Source organism: Pseudomonas sp. 1928-m, from assembly GCF_029269135.1.
GTDB lineage: Bacteria > Pseudomonadota > Gammaproteobacteria > Pseudomonadales > Pseudomonadaceae > Aquipseudomonas.
Window position 1 is genome coordinate 1,712,949 of record NZ_JARIXO010000001.1, and the last position, 22,513, is coordinate 1,735,461.

At 60.1% G+C, this 22,513-nt stretch carries 21 protein-coding genes; 17 read left to right on the plus strand and 4 right to left on the minus strand.

Annotation, left to right across the window (positions count from 1 at the left end; all coding sequences use genetic code 11):
- Positions 1-117: 117 nt before the first annotated feature.
- Positions 118-2,961, minus strand: coding sequence for an RNA polymerase-associated protein RapA (gene rapA / locus P3C18_RS07720; RefSeq protein WP_275961240.1), 2,844 nt, complete (start codon positions 2,959-2,961; stop codon positions 118-120).
- A gap of 174 nt (positions 2,962-3,135) precedes the next feature.
- Here rapA and P3C18_RS07725 point away from each other — a divergent pair, with 174 nt between their 5' ends.
- From P3C18_RS07725 to ccoM, 4 genes are all read left to right on the plus strand, one after another.
- Positions 3,136-3,435 carry an aspartate-semialdehyde dehydrogenase gene (locus P3C18_RS07725; protein ID WP_275961241.1) on the plus strand — a complete coding sequence of 100 codons (300 nt, stop codon included), beginning with the start codon at positions 3,136-3,138 and terminating at the stop codon, positions 3,433-3,435.
- Between the two features lie 11 nt (positions 3,436-3,446).
- Complete coding sequence (locus tag P3C18_RS07730) at positions 3,447-4,049, plus strand: alpha-ketoglutarate-dependent dioxygenase AlkB (protein WP_275961608.1); 603 nt, start codon at positions 3,447-3,449, stop codon at positions 4,047-4,049.
- Complete coding sequence (locus P3C18_RS07735) at positions 4,046-4,207, plus strand: hypothetical protein (RefSeq protein WP_090248299.1); 162 nt, start codon at positions 4,046-4,048, stop codon at positions 4,205-4,207. The genes P3C18_RS07730 and P3C18_RS07735 overlap by 4 nt, the downstream gene beginning before the upstream one ends.
- Positions 4,208-4,362: 155 nt before the next feature.
- Positions 4,363-4,479 carry a cytochrome c oxidase subunit CcoM gene (gene ccoM / locus P3C18_RS07740; RefSeq protein WP_275941110.1) on the plus strand — a complete coding sequence of 39 codons (117 nt, stop codon included), beginning with the start codon at positions 4,363-4,365 and terminating at the stop codon, positions 4,477-4,479.
- A gap of 92 nt (positions 4,480-4,571) precedes the next feature.
- On the opposite strand, the gene P3C18_RS07745 is transcribed toward ccoM, so the two are convergent.
- Both P3C18_RS07745 and P3C18_RS07750 read right to left on the minus strand, forming a co-directional pair.
- The gene (locus P3C18_RS07745; protein ID WP_275961242.1) at positions 4,572-6,503 is read right to left on the minus strand and encodes an ATP-binding protein; all 1,932 of its coding nucleotides are present in this window, start codon (positions 6,501-6,503) and stop codon (positions 4,572-4,574) included.
- Complete coding sequence (locus tag P3C18_RS07750) at positions 6,496-7,182, minus strand: response regulator transcription factor (RefSeq protein ID WP_275961243.1); 687 nt, start codon at positions 7,180-7,182, stop codon at positions 6,496-6,498. Before P3C18_RS07750 ends, P3C18_RS07745 begins: the two co-directional genes overlap by 8 nt.
- Positions 7,183-7,441: 259 nt before the next feature.
- Here P3C18_RS07750 and P3C18_RS07755 point away from each other — a divergent pair, with 259 nt between their 5' ends.
- The 13 genes from P3C18_RS07755 to P3C18_RS07815 all read left to right on the plus strand — a co-directional run bounded on the left by P3C18_RS07755 (position 7,442) and on the right by P3C18_RS07815 (position 20,905).
- A complete protein-coding gene (locus tag P3C18_RS07755; RefSeq protein WP_275961244.1) occupies positions 7,442-7,699 on the plus strand; it encodes a hypothetical protein in 258 nt (85 codons plus the stop codon).
- 21 nt (positions 7,700-7,720) lie between these two features.
- Positions 7,721-9,694 carry a pilus assembly protein TadG-related protein gene (locus tag P3C18_RS07760; protein ID WP_275961245.1) on the plus strand — a complete coding sequence of 658 codons (1,974 nt, stop codon included), beginning with the start codon at positions 7,721-7,723 and terminating at the stop codon, positions 9,692-9,694.
- 29 nt (positions 9,695-9,723) lie between these two features.
- The gene (locus P3C18_RS07765) at positions 9,724-10,608 is read left to right on the plus strand and encodes a hypothetical protein (RefSeq protein ID WP_275961246.1); all 885 of its coding nucleotides are present in this window, start codon (positions 9,724-9,726) and stop codon (positions 10,606-10,608) included.
- A gap of 3 nt (positions 10,609-10,611) precedes the next feature.
- Entirely contained in the window at positions 10,612-11,277 is a 666-nt protein-coding gene (locus P3C18_RS07770; protein ID WP_275961247.1) for a hypothetical protein, read from the plus strand.
- Positions 11,277-12,305: a hypothetical protein gene (locus tag P3C18_RS07775; protein WP_275961248.1), complete on the plus strand. Its 1,029-nt coding sequence runs from the start codon at positions 11,277-11,279 to the stop codon at positions 12,303-12,305. Before P3C18_RS07770 ends, P3C18_RS07775 begins: the two co-directional genes overlap by 1 nt.
- A 120-nt stretch (positions 12,306-12,425) precedes the next feature.
- A complete protein-coding gene (cpaB, locus tag P3C18_RS07780; protein WP_275961249.1) occupies positions 12,426-14,477 on the plus strand; it encodes a Flp pilus assembly protein CpaB in 2,052 nt (683 codons plus the stop codon).
- A gap of 106 nt (positions 14,478-14,583) precedes the next feature.
- On the plus strand, positions 14,584-16,035 hold the full coding sequence (locus P3C18_RS07785; protein ID WP_275961250.1) for a pilus assembly protein N-terminal domain-containing protein: 1,452 nt from the start codon (positions 14,584-14,586) through the stop codon (positions 16,033-16,035).
- Between the two features lie 9 nt (positions 16,036-16,044).
- Positions 16,045-17,682 carry an ATPase, T2SS/T4P/T4SS family gene (locus P3C18_RS07790; RefSeq protein ID WP_275961251.1) on the plus strand — a complete coding sequence of 546 codons (1,638 nt, stop codon included), beginning with the start codon at positions 16,045-16,047 and terminating at the stop codon, positions 17,680-17,682.
- Positions 17,683-18,540, plus strand: a complete 858-nt coding sequence (locus P3C18_RS07795; RefSeq protein ID WP_275961252.1) for a type II secretion system F family protein — start codon at positions 17,683-17,685, stop codon at positions 18,538-18,540. It begins immediately after the preceding gene.
- A 2-nt stretch (positions 18,541-18,542) separates the two neighbouring features.
- A complete protein-coding gene (locus P3C18_RS07800) occupies positions 18,543-19,421 on the plus strand; it encodes a type II secretion system F family protein (RefSeq protein ID WP_275961253.1) in 879 nt (292 codons plus the stop codon).
- The gene (locus P3C18_RS07805) at positions 19,421-19,774 is read left to right on the plus strand and encodes a DUF192 domain-containing protein (RefSeq protein WP_275961254.1); all 354 of its coding nucleotides are present in this window, start codon (positions 19,421-19,423) and stop codon (positions 19,772-19,774) included. The genes P3C18_RS07800 and P3C18_RS07805 overlap by 1 nt, the downstream gene beginning before the upstream one ends.
- The gene (locus P3C18_RS07810) at positions 19,762-20,208 is read left to right on the plus strand and encodes a tetratricopeptide repeat protein (protein WP_275961255.1); all 447 of its coding nucleotides are present in this window, start codon (positions 19,762-19,764) and stop codon (positions 20,206-20,208) included. Before P3C18_RS07805 ends, P3C18_RS07810 begins: the two co-directional genes overlap by 13 nt.
- Entirely contained in the window at positions 20,180-20,905 is a 726-nt protein-coding gene (locus tag P3C18_RS07815; RefSeq protein ID WP_275961256.1) for a TadE/TadG family type IV pilus assembly protein, read from the plus strand. The genes P3C18_RS07810 and P3C18_RS07815 overlap by 29 nt, the downstream gene beginning before the upstream one ends.
- 9 nt (positions 20,906-20,914) lie before the next feature.
- Here P3C18_RS07815 and glpD read toward each other — a convergent pair whose 3' ends face one another.
- On the minus strand, positions 20,915-22,456 hold the full coding sequence (gene glpD / locus P3C18_RS07820) for a glycerol-3-phosphate dehydrogenase (RefSeq protein WP_275961257.1): 1,542 nt from the start codon (positions 22,454-22,456) through the stop codon (positions 20,915-20,917).
- Positions 22,457-22,513 lie beyond the last annotated feature (57 nt).

The window sequence follows — 22,513 nt, forward strand, 5'->3', positions numbered from 1 at the left end:
CTCTAGCAGCCCCCGAGGATGGCAACTTTGCTCCAGTAGCCCGGATGTAATCCGGGAGATAACGCGTCAAGCATTCCCGGATTTCATCCGGGCTACTGCTTATCTCATTTGCAACGCTTAGCCGGCGACCAGCACGCGAATGGCTTCGAGTCGCAACGCCGCTTTATCGAGCATGGCCAGGCCTTGCTCGCGCAGTTGGCGCAGGGCGTTGAGTTCGCTGTCGCGCACGCTCGGGTTGACCGCTTGCAGGGCGATCAGGCGCGCCAGTTCCTCGTCGGTTTCAGCGGCCAGGCGGCGCTTGGCTTCGTCGACGCGTTCGCTATGGCGTGGCGCCACCTTGCCTTCGCCGGCGTTGATCAGCGGGTTGAGGCTGTCGCGCTGGGCCTGAACAAACTTGTTGGCGCTGGCGCGCGGCACGGTTTCCAGCTGCTCGTTGAGCTTCTCGAACGAGACCTTGGCCGCCAGGTCGTTGCCGTTGGCATCGAGCAGGCAGCGCAGGGCGATCGGCGGCAGGTAGCGGCCCAGTTGCAGGGCGCGCGGGGCGACCACTTCGCTGACATACAGCAGTTCCAGCAGCACGGTGCCGGGTTTCAGCGCCTTGTTCTTGATCAGCGCGACACCGGTATTGCCCATCGAACCGGAACGCACCAGGTCCATGCCGCCTTGCACCATGGGGTGTTCCCAGGTGAGGAACTGCATGTCCTCGCGGGCCAGGGCTAGATCGCGGTCGTAGGTGATGGTCACGCCTTCGTCGTCACCCAGTGGGAAGCTAGCATCCAGCATCTTTTCGCTGGGACGCAGGATCAGCGCGTTATCGGAATGGTCTTCGCTGTCGATGCCAAAGGCGTCGAACAGCTGCTCCATATAGATCGGCAGGGCGAACTGGTCGTCCTGTTCCAGAATCGCCTCGACCAGCGCTTCGCCTTCACCGGCACCGCCGGAGTTGAGTTCCAGCAAGCGGTCGCGGCCGGCGTGCAACTCGCCTTCTAAACGCAGACGCTCGGTCTTGGCTTCGTCGACCAGGGCCTGCCACTCGCCGTCATCGCCGCTTTCCAGCAGCGGCAGCAAACGGCTGCCAAACTGATGTTGCAGGGCGTTGCCGGTCGGGCAGGTGGCGAGGAAGGCGTTCAGCGCCAGGTGATACCACTGGAATAGGCGTTCCTGCGGACTGTTTTCCAGGTACGGCACGTGCAACTGGATGCGGTGCTTCTGACCGATACGGTCGAGACGGCCGATGCGCTGCTCAAGCAGGTCCGGGTGGGCCGGCAGATCGAACAGCACCAGGTGGTGGGCAAACTGGAAGTTACGACCTTCCGAGCCAATTTCCGAGCAGATCAGCACTTGGGCGCCGAACTCTTCATCAGCGAAGTAGGCTGCCGCGCGGTCACGCTCAAGGATGCTCATGCCTTCGTGGAATACGGTGGCCGGGATGCCTTTGCGCACGCGCAGGGCGTCTTCCAGATCCATGGCTGTTTCGGCGTGGGCGCAGATCACCAGCACCTTGAACTTCTTGAGCATCTTCAGGGTGTCGATCAGCCATTCGACGCGCGGGTCGAATTTCCACCAGCGCTGCTCTTCATCGACATCCGGCTGCGCCTGGTAGCTGACTTCCGGGTACAGGTCAGCGTGCTCGCCAATCGGCAGCTCCATATATTCATCGGGGCTGGCCAACGGGTAGGGGTGCAGCTCGCGATCCGGGAAACCCTGCACGGCGGCGCGGGTGTTACGGAACAACAGGCGACCGGTGCCATGGCGATCCAGCAGCTCGCGCACCAGGCGCGCCGAGGCTTCGCTGTCTCCGGCGTTGACCGCAGCCAGCAGCTCTTCGCCTCCGGCGCCGAGGAAATCGTGAATGGTCTTGTGCGCGGCATCCGACAGGCGCCCCTGGTCGAGCAGTTCCTGCACGGCTTCGGCAATCGGCTTGTAGTGCTCACTTTCGGCGCGGAAGGCGGCCAGATCATGGAAGCGGTTCGGGTCGAGCAGGCGCAGGCGGGCAAAGTGGCTGTCCTGACCGAGCTGTTCCGGGGTCGCGGTGAGCAGCAGCACGCCCGGGATGACCTGAGCCAGCTGTTCGACCAGGGCGTACTCGCGGCTAGCGTGTTCCGGGTGCCAAACCAGGTGGTGCGCTTCGTCGACCACCATCAAGTCCCAGCCGGCAGCAAACAGCGCGTCCTGGGCCTTTTCGTCGTCGCACAGCCATTCCAGGGCGACCAAGGCCAGCTGGCAGTCTTCGAACGGGTTACTGGCGTCGCTTTCAATAAAGCGCTCTTCATCGAACAGCGCCACGTCCAGGTTGAAGCGCCGGCGCATTTCCACCAGCCACTGGTGCTGAAGATTTTCCGGTACCAGGATCAGCACGCGGTTGGCGCGCCCGGAGAGTAGCTGACGGTGAATCACCAGGCCGGCTTCGATGGTCTTGCCCAGGCCCACTTCGTCGGCCAGCAATACGCGCGGGGCGATGCGGTCGGCGACTTCGCGGGCGATATGCAGCTGATGCGCAATTGGCTGTGCACGCACGCCGCCCAGGCCCCATAGGCTGGATTGCAACTGGCGGCTGGTGTAATCGAGGGTGTGGTAGCGCAGGGCGAACCAAGGCAGCGGGTCGATCTGCCCGGCAAACAGGCGATCACTGGCCAGGCGGAACTGGATAAAGTTCGACAGCTGGGTTTCCGGCAGGGTGACGCTTTCATGCTGGGCATTGAGGCCGTGATAGACCAGCAGGCCGTCGACGTCGTCGACTTCCTGCACGGTCAGCTTCCAGCCTTCGAAATGGGTGATTTCATCGCCCGGCGAGAAGCGCACGCGGGTCAAGGGCGCATTGCGCAGGGCGTACTGGCGAGTTTCGCCGGTGGCCGGGTAGAGCACGGTGAGCATGCGGCCGTCCTGCATCAGAACGGTTCCCAAACCCAGCTCCGCTTCGCTGTCACTGATCCAGCGTTGCCCCGGTTCATACTGCGCCATGCTTGTCTCCCGCGTGAAAAAGCCGACTATGTTAACGCAGCGTCGGGCCCTGGCCCAAGGCGCATTACTACGCATCGGGCACTTTGTGTGTTTAGGTTGATCGAAAGTGTAGCGAGGCAAGGCTCAAGTCGCGGCTTGACTGGCCGACAGTCTGACCAAAGGAGGGCTAAATAGATGCTGCCGCCAATCCCCCACAGTCTGGTTCCCGTGACCGTCCAGCATGACGTGGTCAAGCCGCGCCCGGAAATCCCGCCGGTCACCGCGACCGCCGAAAGCTCCAAGGAAAGTGGCGTAAGCCTGGACAAGCGCCATCCGCAGGAAGCCGAAGCGCTGCTGCGTGAAGAGCAGCGTCGGCGCCAGCGCCGTCATGGCTATACCCCTGAAGAACTGGCCGAAGGTGAAGTAGCCGAGGCTGATGAAGCCGTAGTCGGTGAGTTGCCGCGCCAGGGCCTGTGGGTGGATGTGGAAGTTTGAGCCTGTTGCCCGTGGATCTATTTGCCGGCAGCCCGTTGCAGTTACCCAACGCCGACTTGCAGCTGCATGCGCAGTGGCTGGATGAGCCAACCGCCGACCACTGGCTGGCCGAGTTGAGCGCGCAGACGCCCTGGCAGCAGCCGCAGGTGCAGATTTATGGTCGACAATTGCCGGTGCCGCGTCTGGTGGCCTGGTATGGCGATGCCGAGGCCAGCTACCGCTATTCAGGCTTAACCCATCAACCGTTGCCCTGGACGCCGCTGCTGGCGCTGATTCGTGCGCAGGTGGAACAGGCGGTGGGGCAGCCGCTCAATGGTGTACTGCTCAACTATTATCGTGATGGCCAGGACTCCATGGGCTGGCACAGCGATGATGAAGCCGAGCTGGGTGCTAATCCGCTGATCGCCTCGCTAAACCTGGGCGGCACCCGGCGCTTCGACTTGCGCCGCAAGGGGCAGAGCCGCATCGAGCATTCGTTGCCGCTGCAACATGGTTCGTTGCTGGTCATGCGTGGGCCAACCCAGCATTATTGGCAGCATCAAGTGGCGAAGACGCGCAGCGCCTGCGCACCACGTCTGAACCTGACCTTTCGTTTGATCAAGCCGAGCCCATGAGCAAAGACGACAAGCTGATTGATTTCGCCGCCGAGCGCGACAAGCGCATCCATGACCTGCGCGACAAGAAACTCAATGAAATGCGCGATGCCTTTGAACAGGCCCTGCCGCTGCCCAAGGGCAAGAAAAAGCCCAAAGGCAAACCGAAAAAGCCTTGAAGCGGCTTTGCCATAGGCTGATTTGTTGATCTGGATCAGCTAAGTACAGCCTCATCCTGCCTGCGCCCGCCGCTTGTTGATCTGGATCAATAGCGCCCCTGCAGCCCCTGTTAACTTGAAGCCATACCCACACAGGCTTCACGCAGGAGGCAACCATGTTTATCGATGTCGTAGTTCTCGCCGGTATCGGCACCGTCGGTCTGATGGTCGCCTTCTTCGCCGGTGTCGGTTATTTCATCTGGCAGGATTCGCACAAGCGCAAGCAGGGCTGATTCTGCTGTCAGGGGCACGCAAGGCAATTTGGGCGACTTAGGTCGCCCTTTTTTATGTCTGTTCCCCAGTGCTATTTAGTAAGGCTTATATTTTATTGCGGGCATTCGCTTGGATGGCTATTTCGCTCAGTGGCGACGATGGGTAGCGTTAATGTGACAGTTACCCCAGCCGTGGTGGAGTGCCAGAGAACTTCAGCGCCTATTGAAGCAGCGCGGCGCTGTTGATTTTTAAGTCCTTTGCCGTTAAGTAGTGCGGACTGTTCTGCCGTAAAACCCTGGCCGTTATCTATGATGATGACTCTGATATGAGTCGCATCAGACGATGTGGTAATGCGAATTTCCGTGGCATTGGTGTGCTTGATAATATTGGAGAATGTCTCTTGAAGAATGCGCAAGATATGCAGCGCATTGCGCGGGTCAAGCCAGTCAAGCGCGGGCACGTTCTGAATATCCCAGCGCAAGCGTATCCCGGCACTTTCCAGGCGAGGTGTTAGGCGAAATCTTAATGTCGCCATCAGCAGCAACAAGTCGGCCTCTACCGGCTCCATGGAATCTATGGTGAGTTTCAGGTCTTCGATGCAGTTTTTCAAAACGTCGGTTAGTGACGAGGCATCAAGATGGCCTTTTTCAGCCTCCAGCAATGCAATGATCAGTGACGAGCCCATTCCGTCGTGCATGTCTTGCATAAGCCGCTGACGTTCATTGCTGAGTGTTTGCCGATGTTCAATTTCGCGTAAACGCTGATGGCTGTTCTTTAACTCGTTCTCTCGCTCTTGTAAGCGAAAGGCCAAGCTGGCATTGGTACTTTTGACGTTTTCATTGGCTTTGAGAAAACGCCGAAAAATAATGTTCATTACAATCAGGAATGCGCCGATATTGCTGTAAGGGCCGAGATAAATAGATTCGATAGTTAAGTAGTTGTTTTGCAGTAGCCAGTCATGGCAGCCCAGCAACATGCCTGCTGTAGCCCAGCCGCTTAACAGCAAACCATCATTGCAGCGAGCCTGCCATGATTGATAGGCGCCAAACCCCGCGACCAAAGAGCCAGTGAGGATTAATGCGAAGTAAATTAGCGGTGACAGGGCATAGGCATTCAGCAGCTCGGAAAGCATTGGCAGAGTAAGCACGCCGGCCACAAGCGTAACCAGGGTGACAAAAGTATTTAGCCAACGGTTGGGGCGATGGTGAAGGCTGAGTAGGAAGAAGTGAGTAACTAATACCATCCAGAACAGTGAGTTTATAGTTAGCCAACTGAACCAGGACTCTGCTATGGGCAGCTCACGTTCGCCGACGTAATAATGCAGTGTGCGAATAAACGAGGCTATTGAAATAAAGAAGAATAATAAATAAGAGTGTTCGCTGCGTAATCTGCACCAAACAAAAAAAGAGAATAAGCCGACGGCTAAAAAAACCACGCTACTGGTATATGGCAACTGGACCTGCAGTAGATAGCGAAGGCGATAACGCCAGTTCAGGCTACTGCTCTCTTGCACCCATATAGAGGAAATACCACCACCCGAATCGCTAGGGCGTTGGATGCGCAAGAGAATAACGCTGGGGCTTGGTGTGTTGGCAGTAGCATTTAATGGGATGCTAAGGGGGATGTTCCAGCCATTCCAGTACACGCCACCGTTTGACATGTAAATCAGCTGGCCGTCGGCATAAATGGCAAGGTTGCCATCGGTTTTCCAGCGTGGAATATAGAGTTGTTTTTGTGTTTCTGAGGTTGAAGCGGGCAGCTGCAAGCGGTACCAGGTTTCTATCGTGGACGTTCTTGCATGTTCATTCCGGGCAGAGGAAGGAATCAATTGCCGGGTCAGTGCGTGTGGAAGATCGACGGTAGCCCATTTGTCAGGCAGCAGTCGTTCATTAATTACTTGAGGTGGGGCGCTAAAATTTTGCGCGGGGATATTCAGAACTTGCGCGGCGGTAATGTGTAAGGGTGATTCAACCGTAGTGGCTGCAGGAATACATGCGGTTAGCAGTGCAGTTATGAAAAGGATTCCTGGCCATAGCTTAGGCACCCAGTAATCCTTGGCAGCGCGCCTCGTATATCGCTTCTGTTTTCGAGCTCACTTCAAGCTTCTTATAAATTCGCCGTACAAAGGTCAGCACCGTATGGCGCGATACGCCCATCAGCCCGGCAATCTCATCCGAGTTAAAGCCTTTGGTGATGTATTCCAGTACCTGTTGTTCTCGTGTCGATAGTCGCGCACGACTGGTGCTGGGTGAAGTCGCTGCCAAAGGCTGCGATGTATCTTCTTGGCGAAAACGCATAAGTATCTGGCGGGCGATCAGGGGGCTGATCGGACTGCCGCCCTGGTGCAGGCTGCGAATTTCTGAGGCAATGCTGGCGGTGCTGCTGTCTTTAAGCAGATAGCCTGTCGCGCCGGCTTCAAGCGACTGCATCACATGCATCTCATCGCCAAAAGCGGTGCTGACCATGATGTTGCAGTCAGGCCATTTGTTATGGGCCGCGCGAATGACATCAATCCCCGAGCCGTCTGGCAGGCCGAGATCGACCAGCAGGACATCCGCCGGCGCATGTTCGAGGATGTTTAAGCCCTCAATGCGTGTGCTCAATACGGCAACCAGTTGCATATCCGTTGCTGTGCTGAAGGTATGCCGTAGTGCTTGCTGAAACGTTACATCGTCCTCAACCAGGATCACCCGAATCGGCATGCTGTCATTTTCGCTGCGCATCTTGATCCTGAATGAGACGAGTTTATTGCCGCGATAGTAGCGCAGCTAATTGGGCGGTATTGCCTTAACAGATTAAGGCGGCAGGTTTATCTGTAGCTATAAATGGGGACATACGGCTCGGGATGCCTTCGCTTAGCATCGCTGTGACAAGAAGGGCGCTTGTGGCAAGCACGCCGAACATGACCGCCCCAGGCCAGCCAGTGGCCACGCCAGCAACCATAGATCCCAAACACACTCGGCCTAGTTCAGAGGAAGCACCATGTCCATTAAGTTGCGCGCTCGTCAGTTGGGCCAAGGCATGACCGAGTACATCATCATCGTGGCGCTGATCGCGATCTCGGCCATTGTGGTTTACAACCTGTTCGGCAGTACTGTGCGCGAGCAGGTCGGTGACATGGCTGCGGAGCTGGGTGGTGGCGAGGCCACACAAGCGGCCGCTACAACGGGTGGCGAAGCGCAGACAGCCGCCGGCGCCAAACACAACCTGAGCAGTTTCAAGCAAGACGAACGCAAGTAATTAGCAGCAGATATCGCGGTTGTGAGCGCACACCGGCAGTCGGGGCAGGCCATGGTCTTTGGCCTGTTCTTTCTCGGCATCGCGCTGATCGGCCTGATCCTGATGTACAACCATGGGGTGCTGACCCGTGATCGTGTTCAGGTCGAAAACGCTGCCGACGCGGCGGCGTATTCGCAAGCCAAGCTGTTTGCCCGCCACCAGAACCTGATCGCCTACACCAACCGCGCCATCGTCGCCAACGAGATGTCGGTCGGTCAGGTGGTGGCGTTGATGTCCTGGTCCAAGCGCTACGCCAATATCCCGCGCTGGGTGAATACCTTTCCGCCTTACCAGATCCCCCTCGCGCCAGCCCCCAAACCGACAATCGGTGATGTGCTGTCTACCATCACGTTGCCGTATCAGGTGCTCGGCAATGTCACGGGGGCCGCGGCCAAACCGCTGCTCGGCATCTACCCCGACGTGATTTCCAGTTTCAACCTGGTAATGGGCTTCTTTCAGAAGATCTTTGCCGTCGCCACGCTGGAGGCGCAGTTCACCGCCCCAATAAACATTGTGAACCGCCACGAGATGCCGGGAACCAACGACGACCTGAAAGTTGTCACCCTCAGCCATCTGTTGTTGGCGCAGAACTTTATCCTGACCTACTTCGCCAGTGACCTGAACCTGAACAGCCTGGCCAGCCAGGCAAAAAGCGCCAGCACGGCCGCCGGTGGCAGTGCGGCCTCATCCGAAGACTTTGTCGCCGACTTTCTCGGCAGCCTTGCCCCCTCGACGATGCTGGTCAATACCGCGCCGGAAAAGTACGACAGCAGCAACGCCCAGAATGCCGATAACAGTGCCGCTCGGACGGCAGGCCGCCAGTACGCGGCAATCATGAACAGCAACCGCAATGACTGGCTGGATGCGCGCACCTTCGATGCGACCGTCAGTTTTAGCCCGCCGGAGCTACCGATTTACCTCGGCTTTATCACGATAAGGTTGGGCTTAAACGTTGAGGTGGGCGTGTTCAACAATGGCGGCACGGCCTATGTCTATAACCCCAAGAGCACGGCCGCTGGCGGCAAAGGTATCCCGCATTACGGCTGGAGCTCTGTCGACTTCAGCTCCATCGGTTTCAAGGTGCAAGTGTTCCTGAAAATTGAAGTCTGTCTGCCTTTTTTCGGCTGCGCCGAGATACTCGACACCGACTTCCCAATCGATATGGGGTTGCCGCTGGGCGGCGGCACGCACCAGCTAGTGGCCAAGGCGGGTGATCAGTTTCTGATTGGTACGCAGTGGGGCAGCCCCACGCAGAACACGCCGCCCGGCAGCCCGCGCCCTTACGGTGAAGCCATGCAAACTGTGCATGCGACGACCTGGGGCTATGGCAACGCGCTGGGGGTCTTTGGTGTCAATCAAGCTGAGGACGTCAACACCGGTTATGGCGGCGCGCCCTCATTCTTCAGCCTTGGCCGTGATTATCAGGGCCGTGGCACCAGCAACGAATTTACCGTGGCGGTGGCCAAGCCGCTGGGCAGCCTGCGCACCAGCGACAACCCTGCCAGCCTGGGCCTGGACAGCGGCAAGTTTGCCCTCGATACCCAGGGAGTAAAAGACAACGCGCTGTCGTCGCTGTGGGGCGGGCCAGACAACATGATGACCATCGCTTCGGCGGAGTCCTATTTCGCTCCGCCGCCTGGCCGAGTGGAAAGCCCTAACCAGTTCAGCCCCTTCTGGGATGCCCGCCTGCGTGAGCCGAGCCGCGTGGTGCAGATGATTGCTGCCGGGCAGATCGACCTGATGGCCGTATTGGGTCTGGAAGCTGGCGCCAGCACATCAGCCATTGTTGGCGCGGTGCTCGATCTGGGCCTGAAAAAGCTGATCGAGCCGGGCAAGGATCGGGTGGTCGACAAGCTGCCCTCTGTCATCAGAGGCCCGGTCAAGCCGGTACTCGACAAGTTCGTTGATACGGTCACGGGCACCGCCAGCGGCGCTGTCTCCGGGCTGGTGAAATGAGCATGGCCGCTTATACGTGCAGAGCCCGCATGCATGGCCAGGCCATGGCGGAGTTCGTCGTGATGGTCGCGGGCGGCGTGCTGCTGCTGTTCGTGCTGGTGCCCGTGGTGGCCAAGCTGGCCGACATGGCCTACACCGCCCAGCAGGTGGCGCGTTATGTGGCCTGGGAACGCACCGTCTGGTTTGATACTGACAAAGCGCCGGGCGAGACCGACGACGGTGATACCGCGCAACGCGGCAACGAAGCGATATTGAAAACTGCGGAAAAACGCCTGATGTCGTATTCCGCGGCGGCTCAGCCCTTCACCGCCGCCGACATCGACGGCAGCCTAAATACCGCCAGCAACCACAGCCTGTGGCGCTGGACGCACGGCGGCGGGGCCAAGCCGATGACGGCCACGGGCAGCATGCCGAGCAACTCCAGCCTGAGCGCAGAGGACACACCGTCCTATAGCTACGACGTGATCGGCATTTACAACGATGCCATGGGCGGCGTGATGAAAGTGCTGAGCTTTCTGAAAATCGCCAAGGATGACGACTTTCTGCAGGTGGCCCACGAGACCGAGAACCTCTACAACCCCAACATCGTCATTCCCGTTTCTATGGCCGGTAGCAGGTTAGGCAGCAAGCCGCTGTTTGGCGGCGCGCTGGACAAGCAGCTGAATATTCGCGCCCAGTCCGCGGTGCTCGCCGACGGCTGGAATGCCCAGGGCGACCATCATTTCAAAGAACGCGCCGACGATTTTGCCGTGGGCACCATGCTCAGCAACCCCCTGATCGAAACCATCATCTCGACCATCGGCATCTTTGAACCCTCGTTCAAGGATGTCGAGTTTGACTATGTCGGCATCGAGCCCATTCCGGATAAGCCGGCCAAATGCACCAACAGCACCGGGTTCTGTTACTTCGAATAGCCTATGAAAATAATCCCGCTGCTCTTCCTCACCTTGTTCCTGGCTGCCAATTCGGCGCGGGCCGACTGTGACTACGACGATTTCCCGTTGATGCCGGACATGTTGCTCGCCAGCATCGGCAGCAATATTCAGTGGAACCAGACGCCCATGGCCGGGCGCAGTTTTCGTGTGCCGGCCAACCTGGTGACCGTCAAAGACTTTTACACCAAGGCCTGGGCCGACGAGGTCGACTTCTCGGCGTTCAACGGCTGGGAGCAGATCCTGCACATCAATCAACACTGCATGATGCTGATTCAGGTAAAGCGCCAGAACGACCGCTACAGCTACGGCCAGCTGCTTATCACCAACCCACCGGGAAAAGCTGTCGTGGCTCAAGTGCTGGGGGACGGGATGCCGGTGCCGCCAGGTGCTCAGGTGATCAGTGACATGCGTAGCGACGACGATATTCGCCAAGGCCGCATGGTGTTGCTGCTCAATGCAGAGGACATGCACACCACGGCCCGTTGGTACGAAACCGAGCTCAAGCAGCAAGGCTGGAGCCTGGAGCAGCGCAGCCAGCAGGCCAACGGCGTGGTGCTCAGCTATAGCCGCAAGCGTGAGCTGATGACGGTCGGCCTGTTACGCCATCAGGACAAGACCCAGATCCTGGTCAACCGGATGGATCGCTGATGAAGGCCCAGCGCGGACAGTCCATGACCGAGTACCTGGTGGTGCTCGGCGTCACCGGCGCGGCGCTGATGCTGGCGGGCAATGATGTCGAGCGCCTGTTCGACAATGTGCGCAGCAGCTACAAAACCTACTCCAGCGAGATGAACAAGGTTCAGCTGTACAACAACGAAGTCGTCCGGATCCTCGAGCCCAGCCCCGAGCCCCCGTACGATGACGGCCAACCTGAATCACCGCCACCGAGCGATACGGAACAGCCCGCCAGCGACGCGCTCGCGGTACTCAACGAGGTATATGACGCCAATGGCGTGTACGTCGGGCGCGTAGTCAATGACCAACTGGTTGCGGCCAATGGCGACGTGATCGGCACGTACGCCCTCGATGCATCGGGCAACAGCACTCTGCTTGATGCCAATGGCCAGGTTCTCTATCCCGGCTTCAGCATTAGCCAGGTCTTCGTCGACAGCACTGGCAAGCCCCTGGTGCTGCAAGCACTGGCCAACGCCAACGGTGAGGTGCTGGGTTTTGCCTACCTGGATGGCAAGAAGTACTTCAATGCCATCACCGGCAAGGCGTTGGTCAAACAACCTCAAGGGCTGACGCCCATCGCCACCCGTGACGTGCTGATGTACGCCCCTGATGGCAAAACCTTCGTCGCCGCTTATGAAGCGGCGGGCCTGGTGTATGCCAAGAGCGATGCGCTGATCAGCAGCAGTGACACATTCACCAGCCCCCGCAAAATAACCGGCGAGCTGGTCAGTCTGTATCTCGCTCCGGAGACCGAGGCCGCCTGGAGCAAACATTCACTGTGCATCGTGCGCAGTTATGGCTGGGCCGCCGAGCAGGTCAGCCCCTTGCCCGCAGAAGGCGCAAGCGTGGCCATTGGCAGCAGTGTGTATGGCCAGTTCAACGCCCCCGAGGCTCAACTCAGTTACGTAGACAGTACGGCGGATGCCTGCAAGGCACGCTTCTCCGTGCTGCAAACCAAGGTTCCGAATAGCGCAACGCAGTGGTCGCTGCGGCGCAACTGATGGGCACGCACCATCCAAGCCAGACACGCCAGAACAGCTCTAAAGCGTAGAAAACCATAAGAGAAATCGATCAACCATTGCGCACCTGCGCGGACAGCACTTTTTGCACTGGGGAGCTACATGTCATCTGTATCAGGAAAGAAACTGCTGATCATCGCGGTGGCGTGTGGCGTGCTTGCAGGGGCCATGGGCTGGCTGTACCTGAAATCCAAGGAAGCCCAGTACCGTGACGCCTATCGGCCGCCGGTTGAGCAGAAAGTCACGGTGGTCGTGCCCCGGGCCGATATCGGTAAGGCCCAGGCCCTGACCCCGGAGCTGGTTGCCACCCTGGATGTGCCCAGTGACTACCTGGCCTCCAATGTCGTACTGGCCGAGGACTGGCCCAAGCTTGAAGGCCGCATGACGGTTGCGCCGCTGCAGCGCGGCCGGCCCATCAGCTGGGATGCCGTGGAGCAGGAACGCGTCTCGCGCTTCTCGGAGAACGTCGAACTGGGCAAGCGGATCAAGACGGTCAAGATTAGCAAGATCAATTCCTTTGACGGCATGCTGCGCCCCGGCGACCACATCGACCTGCTGGGCAGTTTTGCCGCCGGCGATATCGGCCTGCAAAAGCAGCCCAACTATGCCGACGATGTGGTGATCAACATCCTCGAAGACATCATCGTGCTGGCTGCCGGTCGCGAAGATGCCAGCGGCCGCAAGTACGAAAACTACTACGACCAGAGCACGCCCGACGGCTTCAACATGAACTTTTCCACCCTGTCGCTGATGCTTACGCCGGCGCAGGTGGCCCGGGTTGAACTGGCGGAAAAGGCCGGGGAAATGGTCGCGGTTCTGCGCCACCCGAAAGACACCAGCATGGCCGCACTGGGCCAGGTCACCGTGGCCAACCTGCTGGACCCACCGCCCCAGGAGCTGATCGACGTAGTGGTGGATGCCGACGGCAACCTGATCGGCCGCATTGTGGGCGACAACATTGTTGGCGCCGATGGACGCATCCTCGGCAAGATCGTCGATGGCCAGGCCGTAGGCTTTGACGGCAACGTGATCGGCAATATTGTTCGTGGTCTCAGTGCCGACGACCCGCTGCTGCGTATGCATGAACGTGCCACGGTGGTGCGCGATGAGCAGGGCAATGTGATCGGCCGCGTGATCGATGGCAAGGTCATCGATGCCCACGGCAACGCCATCGGCACTGTCGTCGATGGCAAGGCCGTTGGTGTGGATGGCAAGTCGCTGGGCAGGGTGCAAACCAACGCCGTGCTCGACAGCCAGGGCCGCGTGGTCGACATGAGCCGCTCGCGGGTGCAGGGCCAGACGGCGTCAGCCAATCAGGAACGCCAGGTCGTGCGTGATGCAGCTGGCAATATTCTCGGCAGGGTGGATGGCGACAAGATCGTCGATGCCGAAGGTAATGTGATCGGTCAGCAACGCGACGGTAAGGCCTACGACCTTAACGGCCAGCCGCTCGGCAGCATCAGCACCGTGGTGCAAGACGCCCAAGGCAAGATCATCGGCGAGATGGGTCAAGTGGCGCGCGATGCCGACGGCAAGATCATCGGCCGTGTAGTCGACGGTCAATTGATCGGTGCCGACGGCGACGTGCTCGGCGTCGTCAAGGACGGCCAGGTAATCGGCCGCGATGGCCAGGCAATCGGTCAGGTCGAAAACATTCAGCTCGACAGCAACGGCCGCCCGGTCGAGGGCAATGTGCGGGTAGTCCGCGATGCCAGCGGCAAGGTGCTCGGCACCCTGGTCGGCGACGACATTATCGATGCCCAGGGCCGCAAGGTCGGCAGCGTCAAAAATGGCGAAGTTCGCGATCTGGCCGGGCAAGTGGTGGCTGGCGCCCAGGTGGCCGTTCAGGGCGATGCCAAGGTCGTGGTGCGCGATGCCGAGGGCAACGTAATCGGCACCTTGCGCGGTGACACCGTATACGGCGCCGACGGCAAGGCCACCGGAAAACTGCTCAACGGCAAGCTCGTCGATGGTAACGGTAACGTACTGGCCAGCGGCCTGACGGTGGCCGCTGAACCGGCCGCCAACCTGCCCAGCGAGCAGTCGGGTAAAGCGCGCAACAAGCGCCTGGAACCTACCCGCATGATCCAGTTCATCCCCGGCGGTACAGGCACCGCTGGCGTTATTCCCGTGCAGACCCTGCGCCTTGAATAACCCTCACCACCGCGCGCGGGCTGTATCCGCGCTGACTCACTTAATTGCACACGCTGGGGCGACAATGAAAAGGCTAGGAGTGTTATCGATAGTGTGCGGTGCCGCCATGGCTCTGCAGGTTCAGGCCGACGAGATTCCTGCAGCGATGGTGCTGTACGACGGCGATGTGCATGTAATCCTGGCACCCGGTGTGGAACGCGTTGCCGTCGGCAATGTGGCGATCATCAGCGCCACCATGCTGAAGAACGAAGAGGTGGTGATTACCGCAGAAACACCGGGGGAAACCACGGTGCAGTTGTGGTTCGAAGACAACCAGCGCAAGCAGGTCAGCGTGGTCGTGGCCAAGGCCAATGGTTACCGCCAGATCGGTGAGTTGCGCGCCTTGCTGTCGGATATTCCAGGGCTGCGCATTCGCACCGTGGGCCGCCAGGTGGTGCTGGAGGGTCGCCTGAGCAGTGAATACCTGGCGCGCGTCAAAGAAGCCGCCAAGTTTTATGAAAACGTGCTGGTGTTGGCCGAAGAGCAGAGCGGTGCCGCCACCAAGGCCGACTCGGCCCAGGTACTGCAGGAGGTGCAGGCCATGCTCGGGCAGATTCCCGGCATCCAGATCAAAGCCGTAGGCCGGCAGATTGTCATCGACGGCGACCTGGATGCCATCGACATCACCCGCATCGAGCTGCTCAAGGAGCGTTATCCGGACCTGCTGGTGCTGGCTCAGCCGATGTCCAAGTTCCTTGCGCCAATGATCTATTTCGATGTGCGCATCACCGAGTTCGCCAAAGACGACGTGGAAGAGCTGGGCGTCAACTGGAGCACCAGCATCAATGGCCCGACGTTCGCCTTCAATGCCGACGGTGGCACCAACAACCTCTACCGCGGCCAGTTCCCTAGTGCCTCCGGCACCTTTGACGACCTCAATGACGCGGTCGGCAATGTCGGCTCCCATGCCTATTGGGGGGTGGCCAGCGAGATCACCTCACGGATCAACCTGCTGGAGAAAAACGGTTCGGCTCTGACCCTGGCCTCGCCGCGGCTCAGCGCCCGCAGTGGCGGCAAGGCGGAACTGACCGTTGGCGGCCAGGTGCCGGTGGTGACCAGCAGCATCAACGGCCCCTCGGTGGAGTACAAGGACTTCGGCATCCTGCTCAATATCGAGCCGCAACTGTACGGCGGCGAAACCATCGCCACCCACGTCAAGGCGGAAATCAGCCAGCTGGACAAAGCCAACCAGGTCGGCGAGTACCCGGCCTTCAAGACCCGCCGCACCGAGAACGAAGTACAGCTCAAGGTCGGCGAAACCCTGGTGCTGTCCGGCCTGGTGACCGAGGACAGCCAGTCAACCATTGAAGGCATCAAGTGGCTGATGAACATCCCTTACCTCGGCGCTCTGTTTCGCAACAAAAGTTTCAAAGGCAATCGTACCGAGCTGGTGATTTTTATTACCCCGCGCCTGCTCACCGAAGGCGCCGACTCGCCAAACGTCAAAGAGCTCGCCCGCGAGAAACAGATGATCGAGAAGTACGCCAAAACCGTTGGCAATCTCGAACTGATTGATTGAGGGCTGAGCATGTTTGAAGTGGTGGTGACCTATAAAGGCGGCGAGCAGCTCGACACGCTCACCTGCACCTCGGCGCAATGCGAGGTGGGCAAGGCGCGAACCGGGCTGGTGCGCTTGCGCGGCTGGAAGGTGGCCCCCAGCCACGCGCGCATCGAGCAGTCGCTGGGCGGCCTGTTTGTGGAAAATATCAGCCGCGGCAACGAGCTGCTGGTCAACGGCAAGCCGGTGGAACGCTTCGGCCCACTTAGCCCGGAAGACCTGATCGGCATCGGCGCCTATAACCTGCAGGTGCGGGCCGTTGGGCAAATCGAAACCGAGGCCGACACGCCGCTGCCACCGGATGCCGCGATCAGTAGCGGTGAGGACAACGCACCCTACATGGAGTGGTCGCAGTACGTGCAGGCGGAGCTGTTCCGCGCCATGGACCTGCGGCGGATGAACCTCGACAGCATGGGCCCGCTGGAGGTGCGCAACAGCTTGTCCGAGTTGATCAACGGCATTACCGAGCAGATCGCCCATCGCTTGCCGGCCAATCTCAGCCGCGAGATTCTGCACAAGATCGTGATCAACGAAGCCGTTGGTCTGGGCCCGCTGGAAGACCTGCTGGCCGACCCCAGCGTCTCGGAAATCATGGTCAACCGCTACGACGATATCTACGTGGAGCGCTCGGGCCGCCTGGAGCGCGCCGGTATCAGTTTCAGCTCCGACTCGGCTGTACTGTCCACCATCGAGCGGATCATCTCGCCGCTGGGACGGCGCATCGATGAAAGCTCGCCGATGGTCGATGCCCGTCTCAAGGATGGCTCGCGGGTCAACGCCATCATTCCGCCGCTGGCCTTGCGCGGGCCTTGCCTGACCATCCGCAAGTTCTCGGAAAAAAAGCTCACCACCGATGATTTGCTGCGCTACGGCTCGATCAATGAACCCATGGTCGAGTTTCTGCGTATCGCCGTGGAACAGCGGATGAACATCGTGGTGTCCGGTGGCACGGGCTCAGGCAAAACCACGCTGCTGAATATTCTCTCCAACTTCATCCCGCTGGATGAGCGTGTGGTGACCATCGAAGACGCCGCCGAGTTGAAGCTGGTGCAACCCCATGTGGTCTCCCTGGAAGCGCGCCCGGCCAACATGGAAGGCAAGGGCCAGGTAACCATTCGTGACCTGGTGCGCAACTGCCTGCGCATGCGCCCCGACCGCATCGTGGTCGGCGAGTGTCGCGGCGGGGAAGCCCTGGACATGCTGCAGGCAATGAACACCGGCCACGATGGCTCACTGACCACCGGCCACGCCAACTCGCCGCGCGACATGCTGCGCCGCCTTGAAGTGATGGTGTTGATGGCCGGCATGGATTTGCCCGTGCAGGCCATTCGCGAGCAGATCTCCTCGGCGGTGCAGCTGATCGTGCAGCAGACGCGCTTTGGCGACGGCTCGCGGCGCATCATCAGCATCACCGAAGTCACCGGCATGGAGCAGAGCACGATTCTGCTCAACGAGATCTTTGCCTACCAGCAACAGGGCTTCGACGAGCTGGGCCGGGTCAAGGGGCATTACCGCGCCACCGGACAGATCCCCGAGTTCTACGAGGCGCTGAGCAAGCGCGGCATTGGTGTGAACATGGACATCTTTCACACCCAGGAGCGCCTCTAAGTGGCGGCCGTTTGGCTGGTGCTGTGCGCGCTGCTGCTGGCGGTATCGGTCTGCGCCCTGGCCCTGCTGATCAGCCGGCGGATGGCGGATAACCTGGACCACTACCGCCGGCAGTTTTCCCGTCGCGCCGAGCTGGAAATGGCCGATATGTTCATTTTCACCAGCGGCCGGCAGGTGCTCATCATCACCCTGGTGCTGCTGTTGCTGGTGCCGGTGCTGCTTGAGCTGCTGTTCCAGCTGCCGGTGGTCACGGCAGCGGGCATTGTGGTGACCCTGTTCACCCCGCACCTGATGTTCAATCACCTGCGCAAGGCGCGCCTGAAAAAGTTCGAAGAGCAGCTGCCCGATGCCTTTATGCTGCTGTCCAGCAGCCTGCAATCCGGTGCCAGCCTGAACATGGCGTTGGAGAACGTTGTGCACCAATCGCCGGCGCCGCTGAATCAGGAATTCGGCCTGCTGATCAAGAACATCCGCCTGGGCGTCACTCTGGAAGAGGCGCTGATCAAGCTGGAAAAACGCCTGCCGTTGCCCTCATTCATCATGGCCAGCTCGGCCATTCGCATCAGCCGTGAGGTGGGCGGCAACCTGGTGGAAACCATCAACGGCATGGCCGCCATGCTGCGCCGAAAAAAAGTCATGGAAGGCAAGATCGACAGTCTCACCGCCCAGGGGCGCGCACAGGGCACATTCATGGCCATGCTGCCGATCATGCTGGCCATTATCCTCAGCTTTATCGAGCCGGAAGCGATGCGCCAGCTCTACACCACCCGCAACGGCCTGATGGTGCTGGCGGTGATGGTGGTGATGGAGGTGCTGGGCTTTATGTTCATCAAAAAAATCACCCGGATTGACGCCTGATCATGAGCGAATTTCTTGTCCTGTTCAGCAGTGCCAGCCTGGGGGTGACCGTCACCTGCATCCTGCTCGCGGTGTTGTCGCTGTTCACCCTGTTGCCTGCGGAAAACCGCACCTACATGGACCCGGTACCCAGCTGGATTCGCCCGATCTGGCCGTTGGTGCGCCTGGTCAGCCACTTCGCCTGCAGCAACCTGCCGCCCAAGTTCATGGACTGGCTGGACGTGCGCATGCAGCGCACCGGGGCGCTTTATGTGCTCACCGCCGAAGACTTTCTCGCCCTGTGCATCACCATGGCGCTGCTGTTTCCGGTGTTGGCGATCCTGCCGATGGCCAGCGGCAAGAGCGGCATCCTCTGGTCGGTGGTGTTGCTGATGCTGCTGATGGGCGCCGCCTTGCCCGTCATGTGGATAAGCGACACGCACAAACGCCGCGACCGCGACATCGTGCGCAACCTGCCGGTGTTTCTCGAATACCTGTCCATGTGCGTCGACGCCGGCCTGAACTTCCTCGGCGCGTTGCAGCAGGCCGTGGATAAAGGCCCTGACGGTGCGATGAAAAATGAATTCCGCATCGTGCTGCGCGATATCCGCTCCGGCCTGCCGCGCGCCGAAGCGTTGGCGCGCATGGAGCAACGCATCAATCTGAAGGATGTCACCACTTTCGTGCGCTCGGTGGTGCAGGCCGAGAAGATGGGCAGCAGCCTGCGCAACACCCTGCAGATTCAGGCCCAGCAGCGCCTGGAAGAGCGCTTTCAGCGGGCCGAGAAAACCGCCATGCAGGCCCCCGTGAAGCTGATCATTCCCTTGATCATGTTCATCTTCCCGCTGACCTTCGTGATTTTGCTGTTCCCGATTGTGGTCAAGTTTATGGGGCAAACCTGATGCCTGAAGCCCTCGTCCTGCATGCCGCAGGCCATCGCCCAGCGAGCCGCGTGCAGCTGCAACTCGCCCACACCCCCTGGGCGCGGCTGCGCGGTTTGCTTGGCTACAAAACCCTGCAGCCCGGCCACGGCTTATGGCTGCGGCCGTGTAACTCCGTGCATTGCTGGTTTATGCGTTTTGCCATTGATGTGATCTACCTGGATGAGCAACAGCGGGTGCTGCAAATCCGCACACAACTGCGGCCCTGGCAACTGAGCCTGTGCTGGCCAGCCAGCAGCGTTATCGAAATGGCCGCGGGCGAATGCCAGCGGCTGAACATTACAGCGGGGGACCAGATCCAATGCGTGGCTTAATCATCATCGCCCTGAGCGTCGTGTTGCAGGGTTGTGCAGGGCTCGGCAGCTCCAACGACCTGCTCGACCTTGAGCGCCAGGCGCAACAGGCCTACGCCAAAGGCAACTACGCGCGCTCCAGCGAGTATTACGCAAAGTTGGCAGCGCAGATGCCCACCGATGCCGACACCCGTTATCGCCTGGCCAATAGCCTGGCGCGCGAAGGCAATCATGCCCTGGCGATCCGCACCTATCGCGAAGCCTTGTTACGTGACCCGCAACACGCCGGTGCCTGGTACAACCTGATGCAGCTGCAAGCGCAGGAGCTGACCCTGACCGCCATGGAGGCGCGGCGCTATCTGGATCGGAAAAACCCCAGGGCACGCCCGGCCCTGGAGCGCGCCGAGCAACTGATCGAGGTGTTCGATGAACACGCCCCAGCCAGCACCGAGTAGCCGGCAAGGGCGTGGGCAAGCGATGGTTGAGTTTTTGATCATCATCCCGGTATTGATCCTGCTGATCTTCGGGGCCTTTCAAGCGACGCTGATCTATTCGGCAAAAAGCGGGCTGAACTACGCGGCCTTCCAGGCGGCACGCCTGGGTGCGGTGAATAACGCGCAATACGAAAGCATGCGCCGTGGCCTGCTGCGCGGCATGTACCCGATGTTTTCGCAGTTTCCGGAAACCGCGCGGATGGATAAAACCGCCGAGGAAGTCGACAACTTTGTGCTGATCACCCGCATCAGTCCGGCGCTCAACAGCTTCAGCGCCTGGCAAGCGCCCCATGCCGGGTTGCTAAGCAGCGGCCAAACCGCTCAAGCCATCCCCAATGACAACCTGATGTACCGCTCGGCCCAGCAGAATCCAGTGTCGATTCAAGATGCCAATTTGCTGAAAATACGCGTGCAGTACTGCGTGAAACTGATCGTGCCGATGGTCGAGAGCCTGCTCAGCAGCGCCTCGAAATTCAATCAGCGCCAATCAGGCGGCAGCTTCAGCGAGAACTCCAGGCAATCATGGGATCAGTACGCGGCCATTTGTGGCCAGCGCAAGGGCTTTGTCCTGACGTCCGAGGCTACCGTGCGAATGCAGTCGGCAGCCGTCCATGACACGGAAAACTGTGGCGCGGGCAAGAAGATGCTTTGCCCCTGAAACGACCACTCATGCCGCGTGAGCATCTTCCGGGCTGCGCGGTGATTCGATGCGCAGGTAGCTGTCGAGTTTGGCTTGCTGCGCCGGGGTGGTAAACAGGCCGAGCTTGCTGCGCCGCCAGAGAATATCGTCAGCCTGCATCGCCCATTCTTCCTGGCACAGATAGTCGACTTCACGGGTATACAGGCCGCCGCCCAGGTGCTCGCCGAGATCGCTGAGGTTGCTCACGCCTTTGAGCATCACCCAGCTGCGGCTGCCATAACTGCTGGCCCAGCGCCGCGCCAGTGAGGTGGGTAGCCAGCCAAAGCGGGCGCACAGGGCTTCCACCAGCGCGCTCTGGCTGTCCAGTTGTTCGGCACCCGGCAGCAGGCTGCTGGCGGTCCAGCTTGGGCCCATCTTGGGAAAGAACGGCGCCAGTTGCGCCAGCGCCGATTCGGCGAGCTTGCGGTAGGTCGTCAGCTTGCCGCCAAACACCGAGAGCAGTGGCGCTTCGCCGGGGTGGCCAGACAGCGACAGGGTGTAGTCGCGGGTGACTGCCGATGGGTCGTCCGACTCGTCGTCACACAACGGCCGCACACCGGCATAGGTGTGCAGGATATCGCTGCGTTGAGTCTGCTTCTTGAAGTGTGCGTTGACCACCTTCAGCAGGTAGTCGGTTTCTTCGTCGCTGATCGCCACCTTGGCTGGGTCGCCCTGGTATTCGCGGTCTGTGGTGCCGATCAGGGTGAAGCGCTCCTGATAGGGGATGGCAAAGACGATACGGCGGTCTTCGTTCTGCAGAATGTAGGCCTGCTCGCCATCGAACAGGCGCGGCACGACGATATGGCTGCCCTGGATCAGGCGAATGCCGTAGGGCGACTCCTGTTTCAGGTCCTCGCGGATAAATTTTGCGACCCAGGGGCCGGCAGCATTGACCAGGGCGCGGGAACGAATCGAGAACAGGCTGCCGTCGCTGCGCTCCAGATGGATATGCCACAGGCCCTTGCTGCGCCGCGCGCTGACGCAGCGGGTGCGGCTGTGCACGTGGGCGCCTTGCTCGCGGGCGGCCATGGCATTGAGCACCACCAGGCGGGCGTCATCGACCCAGCAATCGGAATATTCAAAACCGCGGCTGATCTCGGCCTGCAGCGGGCTGCCGGCGCCGAAACGCAGGCCGCGTGAACCGGCCAGCTTCTCGCGCTTGCCCAGGTGATCGTAGAGAAACAGCCCGGCGCGGATCATCCACGCCGGGCGCAGGTGCGGGCGGTGCGGCAGGATAAAACGCATGGGTTTGACGATATGCGGGGCTTTGGTAAGCAGCACTTCACGCTCGGCTAGTGCCTCACGCACCAGGCGGAATTCGTAGTGCTCCAGGTAGCGCAGGCCGCCGTGGATCAGCTTGCTGCTGGCCGATGAGGTGTGTTGCGCCAGGTCATCCTTTTCACAAAGGAACACGGACAGGCCGCGCCCGGCTGCGTCGGCGGCAATCCCGACACCATTGATGCCGCCGCCGATCACGGCAAGGTCATAGACTTCAGCGAGTGGAGTGTTGCTGGCGGGGCGAGTAGGCATGGCGGCACCGAAAGTCAGTATTGAACTTTGAATGTTCACTTTCGAAAATATGCTAGT

Bases quoted from the DNA above. Each gene is read 5' to 3' on its own strand.
- rapA (WP_275961240.1), bottom strand. From the start codon at position 2,961: ATGGCGCAGTATGAACCGGGGCAACGCTGGATCAGTGACAGCGAAGCG.
- P3C18_RS07725 (WP_275961241.1), top strand. From the start codon at position 3,136: ATGCTGCCGCCAATCCCCCACAGTCTGGTTCCCGTGACCGTCCAGCAT.
- P3C18_RS07735 (WP_090248299.1), top strand. From the start codon at position 4,046: ATGAGCAAAGACGACAAGCTGATTGATTTCGCCGCCGAGCGCGACAAG.
- ccoM (WP_275941110.1), top strand. From the start codon at position 4,363: ATGTTTATCGATGTCGTAGTTCTCGCCGGTATCGGCACCGTCGGTCTG.
- P3C18_RS07750 (WP_275961243.1), bottom strand. From the start codon at position 7,182: ATGCGCAGCGAAAATGACAGCATGCCGATTCGGGTGATCCTGGTTGAG.
- P3C18_RS07755 (WP_275961244.1), top strand. From the start codon at position 7,442: ATGTCCATTAAGTTGCGCGCTCGTCAGTTGGGCCAAGGCATGACCGAG.
- P3C18_RS07765 (WP_275961246.1), top strand. From the start codon at position 9,724: ATGCATGGCCAGGCCATGGCGGAGTTCGTCGTGATGGTCGCGGGCGGC.
- P3C18_RS07770 (WP_275961247.1), top strand. From the start codon at position 10,612: ATGAAAATAATCCCGCTGCTCTTCCTCACCTTGTTCCTGGCTGCCAAT.
- P3C18_RS07775 (WP_275961248.1), top strand. From the start codon at position 11,277: ATGAAGGCCCAGCGCGGACAGTCCATGACCGAGTACCTGGTGGTGCTC.
- cpaB (WP_275961249.1), top strand. From the start codon at position 12,426: ATGTCATCTGTATCAGGAAAGAAACTGCTGATCATCGCGGTGGCGTGT.
- P3C18_RS07785 (WP_275961250.1), top strand. From the start codon at position 14,584: ATGGCTCTGCAGGTTCAGGCCGACGAGATTCCTGCAGCGATGGTGCTG.
- P3C18_RS07790 (WP_275961251.1), top strand. From the start codon at position 16,045: ATGTTTGAAGTGGTGGTGACCTATAAAGGCGGCGAGCAGCTCGACACG.
- P3C18_RS07800 (WP_275961253.1), top strand. From the start codon at position 18,543: ATGAGCGAATTTCTTGTCCTGTTCAGCAGTGCCAGCCTGGGGGTGACC.
- P3C18_RS07805 (WP_275961254.1), top strand. From the start codon at position 19,421: ATGCCTGAAGCCCTCGTCCTGCATGCCGCAGGCCATCGCCCAGCGAGC.
- P3C18_RS07810 (WP_275961255.1), top strand. From the start codon at position 19,762: ATGCGTGGCTTAATCATCATCGCCCTGAGCGTCGTGTTGCAGGGTTGT.
- P3C18_RS07815 (WP_275961256.1), top strand. From the start codon at position 20,180: ATGAACACGCCCCAGCCAGCACCGAGTAGCCGGCAAGGGCGTGGGCAA.
- glpD (WP_275961257.1), bottom strand. From the start codon at position 22,456: ATGCCTACTCGCCCCGCCAGCAACACTCCACTCGCTGAAGTCTATGAC.